Origin of the sequence: Type-D symbiont of Plautia stali, from assembly GCF_001485335.1 — a bacterium.
GTDB classification, from domain to species: domain Bacteria; phylum Pseudomonadota; class Gammaproteobacteria; order Enterobacterales; family Enterobacteriaceae; genus Pantoea; species Pantoea vagans_C.
On sequence record NZ_BBOC01000015.1, the window covers coordinates 59,278 to 72,372 of the forward strand.

The following is a 13,095-nucleotide window of genomic DNA, read 5'->3' on the forward strand; positions in this document are numbered from 1 at the left end:
TGCATCAGGCTCTCTATAGTGGCTGAACAGCGAAATTTAAGCGGTATTCCTGATCATCATCGCTTCGGAGCAGGAGGCTCCCTTATTGAGGAATTCAGCCATGTTGCAGAGTCAAAACCGTAAACAGAACAGTCATGTGCGAATCTGGATCCTCTGTCTGATCCTGTTTTTATCCGTGGTGGCCTATGCCGACCGCTCGATCCTGTCGATCTCTGGATCGGCGATCAAAGAGGAGTTTGGTCTTTCGGCGATCCAGCTTGGGCTGATCTTGTCAGCATTTAGCTGGGCGTATGTGATCGGTCAGATCCCCGGCGGCCTGTTCCTCGACCGTTTCGGCACCAAAAAAGTCTATGGCGTGACGCTGGCGCTGTGGTCAGTTTCCACCATTCTGATGGGCTTTATTGGGGAGTTTTCCAACGGCATGACCATGGCGCTGGTATTGATGTTTGCGCTGCGCTTTGCGTTGGGCCTGATTGAAGCACCCAGTTTCCCGGCCAATGCGCGTGCGGTGATCATGTGGTTCCCTGGCGCGGAACGCGGGCGCGCCTCGTCTCTGTTTGCTTCGGCGCAATACTTTGCTGTGGCAATTTTCTCGCCGCTGTCAGGCTGGCTGGTATCACGCTTCGGCTGGGAGTGGCCGTTCTTTGTGCTGGGCGGTATTGGCGTGCTGGCAGTGTTTATCTGGGGCTGGTACATGCGTAGCCCCAAACAGCATCCGCATGTCTCCGCCAGTGAGTTGCAATACATCGAGGAGGGTGGTGCGCTGGTGGACATCGACTCTGCGCAAACCCTCAAGGCACGACCGCCGTTAAGTAAAGCGATGTTTAAAACTCTGCTCAGCAACCGCATGCTGTGGTGCGCCTACATTGGGCAGTACTGCATCATTGCGCTCAGCTACTTCTTTATCACCTGGTTCCCGATCTATCTGGTGCAGGCACGTGGCATGAACATTATGGAAGCCGGTTTCGCCACTATTGCGCCGGCGCTGTTTGGTTTCCTCGGCGGCATCAGCGGGGGATACATCTCTGACAAGCTGCTGGCAAACGGCTGGAGCCTGTCCTGGGCGCGTAAAACTCCCTACATCGTCGGTATGCTGATGGCAGCCTCGCTGATTCTGGCTGCCGTGATCCCGACCAATGCGGGCATTATCGCCATTATGTCGTTTGCCTTCTTCGGTAAGGGCGTGGCGGCCGGCGCAGGCACCTGGACCATTGTCAGTGACACCGCACCGAAAGAAGCGGTAGGTCTGGCGGGCGCGATTTTCAACGGCATCGGCAATATGGCCGGGTTCATCACGCCGCTGCTGTTCGGCATCATCGTCGGTTTGACCGGCAGCTACAGTATTGGCCTGGTGTTCGTTGGTGCACACTGCATTGTCGCAGCACTGCTGTTCTTGCTGGTGATGGGCCCCATCGAGCGTGTCGGTGATGAACAAGATTCGTCGGTAGCATCCTATAAAACACAGGGGAAACATGATGGTATCAAAGCCGTTTAACGTATTGCTGAAAGGCCCGTTGTTGCCGCAGCGGCTGCAGGACAACCTTGATGCGCATTTCGCCACCTCGCGTTTGTGGCAGCAGGATGACCAGGCCGCGTGGCTGGCACAGCACGGTGCCAGTATTGATGCGCTGGTGACCAGCGGCAATGCCCTGATGGGCGCAAACGCGGCGTTGCTGGCGCAACTGCCGAATCTGAAAGTGATTTGCAGTAACGGCGTCGGCTATGACGCGATTGATATCGCCGCTGCCGAAGCGCGTGGCATTGTGGTGACCAATACGCCGGGAGTGTTGAACAGCTGTGTGGCGGATACCGGTATGGCGCTGCTACTGGATGTGGCGCGCCGCATCAGCGCATCCGACCGCTATGTGCGCGGCGGGGAGTGGCTCGCGAAGGGGCGTTATCCACTGACCACCAAAGTGGGCGGGAAGGTGTGCGGCATTGTTGGGCTGGGCGGTATCGGTAAAGAGTTGGCAAAGCGCGCGCAGGTATTTGATATGGATGTGCATTTTTACAACCCACGTTCGCGCCCGGATGTGCCTTATACCCGCCACGATTCGTTGCTGTCACTGGCAAAGCAGGCTGATTTCCTGGTGCTGACCCTGCCGGGCGGTGCCTCGACCCATCATCTGGTGAATGCCGAGGTGCTGCGTGCGCTGGGGCCAAAGGGCTTCCTGATCAATATCGCGCGCGGCAGCGTAGTGGATGAGCAGGCGTTAATCGCGGCCCTTGAAGCGGGTGAGATTGCCGGTGCCGGTCTGGATGTGTTTGAGCAGGAACCGTCAGTGCCAGCGGCGTTATTAACGCGTGATGACGTGGTGATCACCCCCCACCTCGCCAGCAGCACCGTTGAAACCATGGCAGCGATGGCCGACCTGGTATTTGAAAACCTGCTGGCGTTCTCGCAGGGCGAAGCGGTGCTGACGCGGGTGGTGTAAGGCTTGCAGGTCGCCATTATTGGCAGAATGCTCGTCAGTTAAGCGACTGACGATAACGCCGTCTGGGGTCGCACCGGGGCTGGCGGTCCTCACGCCGCTACGCGGTACCTTCACTTCATTCGTCTGCCTTACGGACCGGTGCCGATGGAACATCCATGTTCCAGCGCCACCTTTCGCCCGCGTCCTGCGGGCTCTCCTGGCATACTCTCTCCGTTCAGCGCTGCGGATGCCTGCCCCGGCACGACGTGGAAGTCGAAGGTACCGCTTTAGCGGCGCGAGGACGGCCCAGAGGGGGCAGTAGTGGCGGCAGAGCCCGCACAGAAAAGACAGGCCACTTATCAATAAGCAGCCTGAGTCCTTAACTGACATGCATTACGCCATAAATGGCAACCCTACGACGATCGTGCGTGGTTTTCGTAGGGTGATCAATGATTTAGCCCTTAACACCAAGGCGCAATTTATTGCGTCATGCGAGTCTGCGAACGCGTCTCATGATGTTTTACTGAATCCCAAAATCTTTTTGTAATCCCCTTCAAATACTGACTATAATGTTAAATTATGCACTTGAATGCTGTGCATTCTGTCATTAGCTTTCCCGCAAGTTTTACTTTCAGGCAGGAAGCAAATGACGGGTACAATCAAACATTTTAGAGATGATTGGCTTCAGCAATTTTTTATCTATGCCACACCGCACAGACATCTCCCCAAGTCGATTGAATCCGCACTGGCGCGCAAACTCGACATTATCAATGCCGCCAGAACGTATCATGATCTGCGATCGCCACCCGGGAAACGTCTGGAAACTCTAAACCCCCCCTTGCAGGGTTATTACGCTATCCGCGTAAATGAGCAATATCGGCTTATTTTTCGTTGGATAAATGGAGAAGCCAGCGATCTTTATCTCGATCCGCATAGTTACAGACACTACCAATAACGACTGTATGTGGTCGGAAACTAACAGTGAAGAGAAGCCGAAATGAATCAGGCAAAGCGTAAGCCCACCAGTGTAGGTGATGTGCTGCAATATGAGTTCCTTGAACCCCTTCATCTTAAAGTCAATGACTTGGCTGAGATGCTGAATGTACACAGAAATACGGCCAGTGCATTGGTCAATAACAACCGCAAAATGACCACGGAGATGGCGTACCGTTTAGCGGCGGTATTTGCGACCTCTGTCGATTTCTGGCTCAACCTGCAACGCTATCAGGACCAGTGGGAAGTGGAAAATGATGCCCGCACCCAAGAAGAGTTAAGTCGTGTCACGCCGTTGAATACCTTTTTAGCGCAGCGTGGGATTCAGGTTGCCTGAAAAGCACCAGACACGCATGCCTACATAAAACGTAGCGGTGCAATTCATGAAGTGAACCCCCCACACTGCCGCTACCGCTATGCGCGACATCACGCCGCGACCCGATAGCACAAATCACTCCTGAAGATTATTTGCTCAGCTGCCGATACCTCTCCTTACCATCCACTGATATTAAGGAGAGATATCGTGATAAAGCTGATTACCGTTGACGAACTGCGGCAAGGAATGTTCATCCACAAACTGGAGGTTTGGTGGCTCAAGGACAAACGCATTCGTAACCAAATGCTGATCACTGATAAGCGCCAGATCGCGATGATCCGCAATGAGGGGATCCAGCAGTTATGGATCGATCTCGACAAATCGGTACAGGCACCCGCGAAGCCTGAACCGAAAAAAGAGATTCCTCAAACCCCGTTTTTCAAAGAGCTGGATCAGGCGCAATCGCTGTTCAAGCAAGGTAAACCGCAAGTGCTGGCAATGTTCAACGAAGCGCGTATGGGGCAGGGGCTGGATCTCGACTACATGCTGGACCTGGTTGATGACATCGCCGGTTCCATCACGCGTGAACCCACGGCACTGCTCAGCGTGGCGCGCCTGAAGAATCATGATGATTACACCTATCTGCACTCGATGGCGGTGTGCGGACTGATGATCTCGCTGGGCAAGAAAATCGGTCTGGATGAGCACCAACAGCGCCGTGTAGGCATGGGCGGATTGTTGCACGATGTCGGCAAAGCCGCCGTGCCGCTGGAAATCCTCAACAAGCCGGGCAAACTCACCGAAGAAGAGTTCACCATCATGCGCCAGCACCCGATTACCGGGGCGCAATTGTTGATGGAGGCCGATGCCGGTGAAGACCTGTTAGATATCGCGCTGCACCATCATGAAAAAGTCGATGGCAGTGGTTATCCGCATGGCCTCAAAGGCGAGGAAATTTCGCTGTTCTCGCGTATGGCCGCAGTGTGTGATGTTTATGATGCGGTGACCTCCAATCGCCCTTACCGTAAGGGATGGACGCCCGCAGAGGCGATGCACAACATGCTGAGCTGGCGCGGTCACTTCGATAATACGCTGCTGCATGCCTTTGTGCGCACCATCGGCATCTATCCGGTAGGGTCGCTGGTGCGGCTGGCCTCTGGACGCGTGGCGTTGGTGGTCAAGGCCGGGGAAAAATCCCTGCTGAAACCGAAAGTCCATGTGTTCTGGTCGCTGCATGCGCAGCGCGAAGTCAAACCGGAAGAGTTGGATCTCGGTGACTCATTCTGTACCGACAGCATCACCGGTGCCGAAGACAGCGGCCTGTGGCAAAACGTCGATCTTAATCGCATCTGGGCGCTGGAAACCGCTTAATTCCACAGCATTTTTATACTTTCTTTACGCCAGATTCCTGCCTTTTTACCCCTTCTTTATGCCGCGCCGCGCATGCTTGCAGCACTACCAAATCCTCTGGAGGTTGCTGTGAGCGTGGGCGTGATTGCCGGCATCGTGCTGGTGTTTATTCTACTGGGCTACCTGATTTATGCCCTGCTTAATGCGGAGGCATTCTGATGGCTGCGAATGCATTTTTACTGATTGCGGTATTCCTGCTGGTGCTGATGGTGCTGGCGCAACCGCTCGGGCGTTTTCTGGCGCTGCTGGTGGCCGACAAGCCGTTGCTGCCGCGCACCGAACGCGCGCTGTGGCGACTGGCGGGTGTGGAGAGGGGGGCCATGCGCTGGCCACACTATCTGCTGGCAATCCTGCTGTTCAATGCGCTTGGATTTGGGGTGCTGTTGGCGATTCTGATGCTGCAAGGCACGCTGCCGCTCAACCCGCAGCACTTGCCTAATCTCAGTTGGGATTTGGCACTGAACACCGCGATCAGCTTTGTCACCAACACCAACTGGCAGGCTTATGCGGGCGAAAGTACGGTGAGCTATTTCAGCCAGATGGCGGGGCTCACGGTGCAAAACTTCATGTCGGCGGCGACCGGTATCGCGGTGGCGTTTGCGCTGATCCGTGGCTTTGCCAATCGCTCACTGGATACGCTGGGCAACGCCTGGCGTGATTTGACGCGTATCATCCTCTACGTGCTGCTGCCGATCAGCCTGGTGATGGCGCTGTTTTTTGTCTCTCAGGGCAGCATCCAGACCTTTGAACCTTACCATGCCCTTACCACGCTGGAAGGGGCGCAGCAAACGCTGCCGCTCGGTCCTGTGGCCTCGCAGGAGGCGATTAAAATGCTGGGCACCAACGGCGGTGGCTTCTTCAACGTTAACTCAGCCCACCCGTTTGAGAACCCGACCGCACTGACCAACTTTGTGCAGATGCTGAGTATTTTCCTGATCCCGGCTGCGTTGTGTTTCACCTTCGGCCAGCATCTGGGCGACCGTCGTCAGGGCCACATGCTGCTGTGGGCGATGACCATTATGTTCGTGCTGGCGGTGATCACGGTGATGTGGGCTGAGGTGCGCGGCAATCCACACTTCCTGACGCTGGGGGCGGACAGCGCCATTAACATGGAAGGCAAAGAGACGCGTTTCGGCATTCTCAACTCCAGCCTGTTTGCGGTGATCACCACCGCTGCTTCATGTGGTGCGGTCAACGCCATGCATGACTCCTTCACCGCGCTCGGCGGTATGGTGCCGATGTGGTTGATGCAGTTGGGTGAAGTGGTGTTCGGCGGCGTGGGGGCGGGTCTGTACGGCATGCTGCTGTTCGTGCTGCTTGGGGTGTTTATCGCTGGGTTGATGATCGGTCGTACGCCGGAGTACATGGGGAAAAAAATCGACGTGTGGGAGATGAAAATGACCGCACTGGCGATTCTGGTGACGCCTACCCTGGTCCTGCTGGGCACCGCACTGGCGATGATGACGGACGCCGGACGCGCCGGGATGGCCAACCCAGGCATTCACGGTTTCAGCGAAGTGTTGTACGCCGTCTCGTCGGCTGCCAACAACAACGGCAGTGCCTTTGCTGGTTTAAGTGCCAATACCCCGTTCTGGAACCTGCTGCTGGCCTTCTGCATGTTGGTGGGGCGCTTCGGCATCATCATTCCGGTGATGGCGATTGCCGGTTCGCTGGCGGCGAAGAAAATCCAGCCGGTGGGCAACGGTACGCTGCCGACCCACGGCCCACTGTTTATCGCGCTGCTGATTGGCACCGTATTGCTGGTGGGGGCACTGACCTTTATCCCCGCGCTGGCACTCGGCCCGGTAGCGGAACATCTGCAACTCATTCAGGGATAACGGAATCATGAGTCGTCAACAACTGGCGCTGTTTGATGCGGCGTTAACGCGCACCGCCGTGTTCGATGCGGTGAAAAAACTCGACCCGCGTGTGCAGGTGCGCAACCCGGTGATGTTCCTGGTGTGGCTTGGCAGCGTGCTGACCTCGCTGCTGGCCATCGGCATGCTGAGCGGCCATTTAAGCGGCAATGCCGGCTTTACCGCCGGTGTCGCGATCTGGCTGTGGTTCACCGTGCTGTTTGCCAACTTCGCCGAAGCGCTGGCGGAAGGGCGCAGCAAGGCGCAGGCCAACAGTTTGAAAGGCATCAGTAAAACCAGCGATGCGAAAAAGCTGGCGGAAGCGCGTTACGGTGCCCAATGGCATAACGTGGCGGCCGATACGCTGCGTAAAGGTGATGTGGTGCTGGTGGAAGCCGGTGACATCATTCCCTGTGACGGTGAAGTGCTGGAGGGCGGCGCATCAGTGGATGAGAGCGCGATTACCGGGGAGTCTGCTCCGGTCATTCGTGAATCCGGCGGCGATTTTTCTTCGGTCACTGGTGGTACGCGTATTCTTTCCGACTGGCTGGTGATCCAGTGTAGCGTCAATCCGGGTGAAACCTTCCTCGATCGCATGATCGCCATGGTGGAAGGCGCCAAACGCCGCAAAACGCTGAACGAGATAGCGCTGACCATTCTGCTGGTGTCACTGACCATTGTGTTCCTGCTGGCGACCGCGACCTTGTGGCCATTTTCCGCCTATGGCGGCACACCGGTCAGCGTGACGGTACTGGTGGCATTGCTGGTGTGCCTGATTCCGACCACCATCGGTGGCCTGCTGTCGGCGATTGGGGTAGCGGGGATGAGCCGCATGCTGGGTGCTAACGTGATTGCCACCAGCGGGCGTGCGGTGGAAGCCGCTGGTGACGTGGATGTGCTGATGCTGGATAAAACCGGCACCATCACCTTGGGTAACCGTCAGGCCACGCAGTTTATGCCTGCGCCGGGCGTCACTGAGCAGCAGTTGGCGGATGCCGCACAGCTGGCTTCGCTGGCGGATGAAACCCCGGAAGGACGCAGCATTGTGGTGCTGGCGAAGCAGAAATTTAACCTGCGCGAGCGCGATCTCAGCAGTATGGGAGCCAGCTTTATTCCGTTCTCGGCGCAGACACGTATGAGTGGCGTCAACGTGCAGGATCGTCTGATTCGCAAAGGCGCAGTCGACGCGGTTCGCCGCCATATCGAAGCGAATCACGGTCGTTTCCCGGCAGAAGTCAACGCCAGCGTGGAAGAGGTGGCACGTGCCGGGGGCACACCGCTGGTGGTGGCGGAAGGTGCGCAGGTGCTGGGCGTGGTGGCGCTGAAAGATATCGTCAAAGGCGGTATCAAAGAGCGTTTCGCCGAACTGCGCAAAATGGGCATCAAAACCGTGATGATCACCGGTGATAACCCGCTGACGGCGGCAGCCATTGCGGCGGAAGCGGGGGTGGATGATTTCCTTTCGGAAGCTACGCCGGAAGCCAAGCTGGCGCTGATTCGCCAGTATCAGGCCGAAGGGCGATTAGTGGCGATGACCGGTGACGGCACCAACGATGCGCCTGCGCTGGCGCAAGCGGATGTGGCGGTGGCGATGAACTCGGGTACTCAGGCGGCGAAAGAGGCGGGCAACATGGTCGATCTCGACTCCAACCCGACCAAATTGTTGGAAGTGGTGCACATCGGTAAACAGATGCTGATGACACGCGGCTCGCTCACCACCTTCAGTATTGCCAACGACGTGGCAAAGTATTTTGCCATCATCCCCGCGGCGTTTGCTGCCACCTATCCGCAGCTCAATATGCTGAACGTGATGGCGCTGCACTCACCAAACTCGGCGATTCTGTCGGCGGTGATTTTCAACGCGCTGGTGATTGTGTTCCTGATTCCACTGGCACTAAAAGGCGTGAGTTATCGCCCGATGAGTGCCGCTGCACTGCTGCGTCGCAACCTGTGGATCTACGGGGTTGGCGGATTAGTGGTGCCATTTATAGGTATTAAAGCCATCGACCTGCTGCTGACGCTGTTTGGCCTGGTTTAAGGAGAAGAGAAATGAGTCAGTTACGTCCGGCTATTGTATTGTTAATACTGCTCACCTTGTTGACCGGTGCGGTCTATCCGCTGCTCACCACCGGCTTAGCGCAGTGGTGGTTCCCGGCGCAGGCCAACGGGTCATTGATTAAGCAAGATGGTGCAGTGCGCGGCTCTGATGTGATCGGGCAGCTGTTTGACCAGCCGGGGCACTTTTGGGGCCGCCCGTCAGCGACAGGCGATACGCCTTACAACGCACTGGCTTCCAGTGGCAGCAATCTGGCGGCGAGTAATCCGGCGCTGGATAAAGCGGTGGCGGAACGGGTGGCCGCGCTGCGCAGCGCTAATCCACAAGCGCCCGCTGCGGTGCCCGTGGAGTTGGTCACCGCTTCGGCGAGTGGTTTAGATCCCGATATTTCACCCGAAGCAGCACTGTGGCAGGCGCCGCGTATCGCCGCGGCGCGCAATATGGCGCTGAAGGATGTCGAAGCGCTGATTGCCCGCAACACCGAACGTCCGCTGCTGCCGTTTATCGGTGAAGAGAGGGTGAACGTGCTGCGGCTGAATATGGCGCTGGATGCGTTGCAGGGATAATGATGCGATGCGGCCTGGTGCGCATAAATGCGCACCCTACGATTCTGTAGGGGCGCCATTTATGGCGACCGTTTCAATGGACGCACCGATTGTCATGACGCAATTCGTTGCGCAATACGATGCTGTTAAATGGATGACGAATGAACGACGACATCACCCGCCCTGACCCCGATGCGTTGCTGCTTAACCATAGCGACAGCCATCGCGGCAAGCTGAAAATCTACTTCGGCGCCTGTGCAGGCGTAGGTAAAACCTTTGCCATGCTGCAGGAGGCACAGCGCTTACGCACGCAAGGCCTCGATGTGCTGGCGGGCGTGGTGGAAACCCATGGACGTGAAGAGACTGCCGCGCTGCTCAGCGGTCTGGCGGTGCTTCCCCGTCGCGCCACCGGGCGCTCACGCCATGCCGAATTCGATCTCGATGCAGCGCTGGCACGCCATCCTGCGGTGATCCTGATGGACGAACTGGCGCACACTAATGTGCAAGGCTCGCGCCATCCCAAACGCTGGCAGGACATCGAAGAGCTGCTGGAAGCGGGCATTGATGTGATTACCACCGTTAACGTGCAACATCTGGAGAGCCTCAACGATGTGGTCGGCGGGGTGACCGGCATTCAGGTGCGGGAAACCGTGCCCGATCCGTTTTTCGATAGCGCCGATGAAGTGGTGCTGGTGGATCTGCCTCCAGACGATCTGCGCCAGCGGCTGAAAGAGGGCAAGGTCTACGTGGGCGATCGCGCCGAACGTGCGATTGAAAACTTCTTCCGTAAAGGCAACCTGTTTGCCCTGCGAGAACTGGCGCTGCGCCGCACGGCAGACCGCGTGGATGACCAGATGCGCGCCTGGCGCGATCAGCAGGGCCGCGACAAAGTGTGGCACACGCGTGATGCCATCCTGCTGTGCATTGGTGATGACACCGGCAGCGAGAAACTGGTGCGTACTGCGGCCCGTTTAGCGGCACGCCTCGGCAGCGAATGGCATGCGGTCTATGTTGAAACGCCACGCCTGAATCGCCTGCCGGAAGCGCGTCGGCGCGGGATTTTGCGCACCCTGCAACTGGCACAGGAGCTGGGGGCTGAAACCGCCACCTTGTCCGATCCTGATGAAGCGCGAGCGGTGCTGCGCTACGCTCGCGAGCACAACCTCGGCAAAATTGTTACCGGACGCCAGCCGCAGCGGCGCTGGCGACGTGACAGTTTTGCGCAGCGTTTGGGCCAACTCGGCCCCGATCTTGATTTGCTGGTGGTGGCATTAGATGAACCGGTGCGCGATGCGCCGCATCCGCTGGGAGGAAAACCAGCCAGCAGCGATAAATGGCGGCTGCATCTGCGTGGCTGCCTGATGGCGATTGCGCTGTGCATTTTGGTCACTATTGTGGGGCGCAGGCTGCTGGTGGAGTTCGATCCGGCCAATGCCGTAATGATTTACCTGCTGGCAGTGGTGCTGGTGGCGTTGCGCTTCGGGCGCTGGCCATCGGTGTTTGCCACAGTGATCAACATCCTCGCCTTCGACCTGTTCTTTGTGGCACCCACCGGCACGGTGGCGGTGTCGGATTTGCAGTATCTGGTGACCTTTGCGGTGATGCTGGCGGTGGGGGTGATTGTCGGGAACCTGACGGCTGGCGTGCGTTATCAGGCCAAAGTGGCGCGCTATCGTGAACAGCGTGCGCGACACCTGTATGAGATGGCGAAATCGCTGGGCAGCGCGCTTACCCCGCAGGATATCGCCGCCACCAGCCAGCGGGTGATTGATGTCACCCTGCAGGCGCGCAGCCAACTGTTGCTGCCGGATGAGCAGGGCGAGTTGCAGGCGGTGGGAGAGAACAGCATCGGCACACCGCCGGATCTCGGCATCGCAAAATGGAGCTTCAGCAAGGCGCAACCGGCGGGAGCGGGCACGGACACACTGCCCGCAGTGCCTTATCAGATCCTGCCGTTGAAGAGCGGCAATCACTGTCGCGGCTTGCTGGTGGTGGAGCCGGAAAACCTGCGCCAGCTGATGATCCCGGAACAGCAGCGTCTGGTGGAAACCTTTACCGTACTGATCGCCAACGCGCTAGAACGTATGGCGCTGTCGCAGAGTGAGGCGGCTTCACGCCTGGCAGCAGAGCGTGAGCAGCTGCGCAATGCCTTGCTGTCTGCGCTGTCGCACGACCTGCGCACGCCGCTGACGGTACTGTTTGGCCAGGCGGAGATGCTGATGCTCGATTTGGCGGGGGAAGACTCAAAATATGTCGGACAAGCCAATCAAATTCGCGAACAGACGCTCAGCACCATTCGGCTGGTAAGCAACATGCTGGATATGGCGCGTATCCAGTCCGGTGGCCTTAACCTGCGTGATGAGTGGGTGGCGCTGGATGAGGTGATTGGCGGTGCGTTAAGCAGCATGGGACCGTCGCTGAAAGGGCACGATTTTACACTCGATCTGCCGCCAGAGCTGGTGCTAATCAAAGGCGACAGCGCCATGCTGGAACGCGTGTTTACCAACCTGATTGAAAACAGTCTGAAGTATGCTGGCAACGCGGCCCAGCACGGTATTCGTGCATGGCGTGATAACGAGCGGCTGGAGATTGCGGTGTGGGACAACGGTCCGGGTATCGCGGCGGAAAACATGACGCGTATTTTCGATAAATTCGCGCGTGGGGATAAGGAGTCCGCTGTGCCGGGTGTCGGGCTGGGTTTGGCGATCAGTAAAACCATCATTGAATCCCATCGTGGGCGCATCTGGGCGGAAAACCGCCCGGCAGGCGGCGCGGAGTTTCGTCTGTCGCTGCCGCTGCCTGCGGCCCCTGAAATTTCTGAAGAAGGGCTGAAATAACTTCACACAAGTTCGGTTATACTCGACCACTTGTTTGTTGATTAATGGGAAATTATGGAACGTTTTATCGAAAACCTGATGTATACATCGCGCTGGTTGTTGGCCCCGGTTTACATTGGACTTTCGCTGGGGCTGCTGGCGCTGACCATCAAATTTTTCCAGGAAATTATTCACCTGTTGCCCAATATTTTCAGCATTGCGGAAAACGATTTGATTCTGCTGCTGCTGTCACTGGTGGATATGACGCTGGTCGGCGGATTGCTGGTGATGGTGATGCTCTCTGGCTATGAGAACTTTGTTTCTAAGCTGGATATTGATGAGAACAAAGAGAAGCTGAGCTGGCTGGGCAAAATGGATTCCGGCTCGCTGAAGAACAAAGTCGCGGCCTCGATTGTGGCGATTTCATCGATCCACCTGCTGCGCATCTTTATGGACGCGCGCAACGTCGATAACAGCAAGCTGATGTGGTACGTGATTATTCACCTGACCTTTGTGCTGTCGGCCTTTGTGATGGGCTGGCTGGATAATATGTCGAAGGTGGAGAAGAAGTAACTCGCAATAAATGGCGAAGGGATCGCGCAATGAATTGCGCCGCTACGGTTTGTGCAAGATTGGTAGGGCACGGGCCTGTAAGGGGAGGCCCCCGTCGTCATCCGTCGAGGCCCTTT

11 protein-coding genes are annotated in these 13,095 nt (G+C 57.3%); all 11 read left to right on the top strand.

Translation table 11 applies throughout. The features are described from left to right. Positions 1-100: 100 nt before the first annotated feature. Positions 101-1,495 (top strand): MFS transporter, encoded by a 1,395-nt coding sequence (locus tag PSSD_RS07095; RefSeq protein WP_058970183.1) that lies wholly within the window; start codon positions 101-103, stop codon positions 1,493-1,495. Further along, entirely contained in the window at positions 1,476-2,435 is a 960-nt protein-coding gene (locus PSSD_RS07100) for a 2-hydroxyacid dehydrogenase (protein ID WP_058970185.1), read from the top strand. Before PSSD_RS07095 ends, PSSD_RS07100 begins: the two co-directional genes overlap by 20 nt. A 625-nt stretch (positions 2,436-3,060) precedes the next feature. Continuing rightward, positions 3,061-3,369, top strand: a complete 309-nt coding sequence (locus PSSD_RS07105; RefSeq protein WP_058970187.1) for a type II toxin-antitoxin system RelE/ParE family toxin — start codon at positions 3,061-3,063, stop codon at positions 3,367-3,369. A 42-nt stretch (positions 3,370-3,411) separates the two neighbouring features. Further along, positions 3,412-3,744, top strand: a complete 333-nt coding sequence (locus tag PSSD_RS07110; protein ID WP_039337346.1) for a HigA family addiction module antitoxin — start codon at positions 3,412-3,414, stop codon at positions 3,742-3,744. A gap of 186 nt (positions 3,745-3,930) precedes the next feature. Next, complete coding sequence (locus tag PSSD_RS07115) at positions 3,931-5,094, top strand: HD-GYP domain-containing protein (protein ID WP_058970189.1); 1,164 nt, start codon at positions 3,931-3,933, stop codon at positions 5,092-5,094. A 108-nt stretch (positions 5,095-5,202) separates the two neighbouring features. Continuing rightward, positions 5,203-5,292, top strand: coding sequence for a K(+)-transporting ATPase subunit F (gene kdpF, locus PSSD_RS26190; RefSeq protein WP_100701897.1), 90 nt, complete (start codon positions 5,203-5,205; stop codon positions 5,290-5,292). Beyond that, positions 5,292-6,971 carry a potassium-transporting ATPase subunit KdpA gene (kdpA, locus tag PSSD_RS07120; protein ID WP_058970191.1) on the top strand — a complete coding sequence of 560 codons (1,680 nt, stop codon included), beginning with the start codon at positions 5,292-5,294 and terminating at the stop codon, positions 6,969-6,971. Before kdpF ends, kdpA begins: the two co-directional genes overlap by 1 nt. 7 nt (positions 6,972-6,978) lie before the next feature. Then, positions 6,979-9,027 carry a potassium-transporting ATPase subunit KdpB gene (gene kdpB, locus PSSD_RS07125; RefSeq protein WP_058970193.1) on the top strand — a complete coding sequence of 683 codons (2,049 nt, stop codon included), beginning with the start codon at positions 6,979-6,981 and terminating at the stop codon, positions 9,025-9,027. Between the two features lie 11 nt (positions 9,028-9,038). After that, entirely contained in the window at positions 9,039-9,611 is a 573-nt protein-coding gene (kdpC, locus tag PSSD_RS07130) for a potassium-transporting ATPase subunit KdpC (RefSeq protein ID WP_058970196.1), read from the top strand. 140 nt (positions 9,612-9,751) lie between these two features. Continuing rightward, positions 9,752-12,427, top strand: coding sequence for a two-component system sensor histidine kinase KdpD (gene kdpD / locus PSSD_RS07135; RefSeq protein ID WP_058970198.1), 2,676 nt, complete (start codon positions 9,752-9,754; stop codon positions 12,425-12,427). Between the two features lie 54 nt (positions 12,428-12,481). Continuing rightward, positions 12,482-12,979, top strand: coding sequence for a TIGR00645 family protein (locus tag PSSD_RS07140; RefSeq protein WP_039328365.1), 498 nt, complete (start codon positions 12,482-12,484; stop codon positions 12,977-12,979). The last annotated feature ends 116 nt before the right edge of the window (positions 12,980-13,095 follow it).

Coding starts and splice junctions, on each gene's coding strand:
- PSSD_RS07095 (WP_058970183.1), top strand. CDS start 101: ATGTTGCAGAGTCAAAACCGTAAACAGAACAGTCATGTGCGAATCTGG.
- PSSD_RS07105 (WP_058970187.1), top strand. CDS start 3,061: ATGACGGGTACAATCAAACATTTTAGAGATGATTGGCTTCAGCAATTT.
- kdpC (WP_058970196.1), top strand. CDS start 9,039: ATGAGTCAGTTACGTCCGGCTATTGTATTGTTAATACTGCTCACCTTG.
- PSSD_RS07110 (WP_039337346.1), top strand. CDS start 3,412: ATGAATCAGGCAAAGCGTAAGCCCACCAGTGTAGGTGATGTGCTGCAA.
- kdpD (WP_058970198.1), top strand. CDS start 9,752: ATGAACGACGACATCACCCGCCCTGACCCCGATGCGTTGCTGCTTAAC.
- kdpB (WP_058970193.1), top strand. CDS start 6,979: ATGAGTCGTCAACAACTGGCGCTGTTTGATGCGGCGTTAACGCGCACC.
- PSSD_RS07140 (WP_039328365.1), top strand. CDS start 12,482: ATGGAACGTTTTATCGAAAACCTGATGTATACATCGCGCTGGTTGTTG.
- PSSD_RS07100 (WP_058970185.1), top strand. CDS start 1,476: ATGGTATCAAAGCCGTTTAACGTATTGCTGAAAGGCCCGTTGTTGCCG.
- kdpA (WP_058970191.1), top strand. CDS start 5,292: ATGGCTGCGAATGCATTTTTACTGATTGCGGTATTCCTGCTGGTGCTG.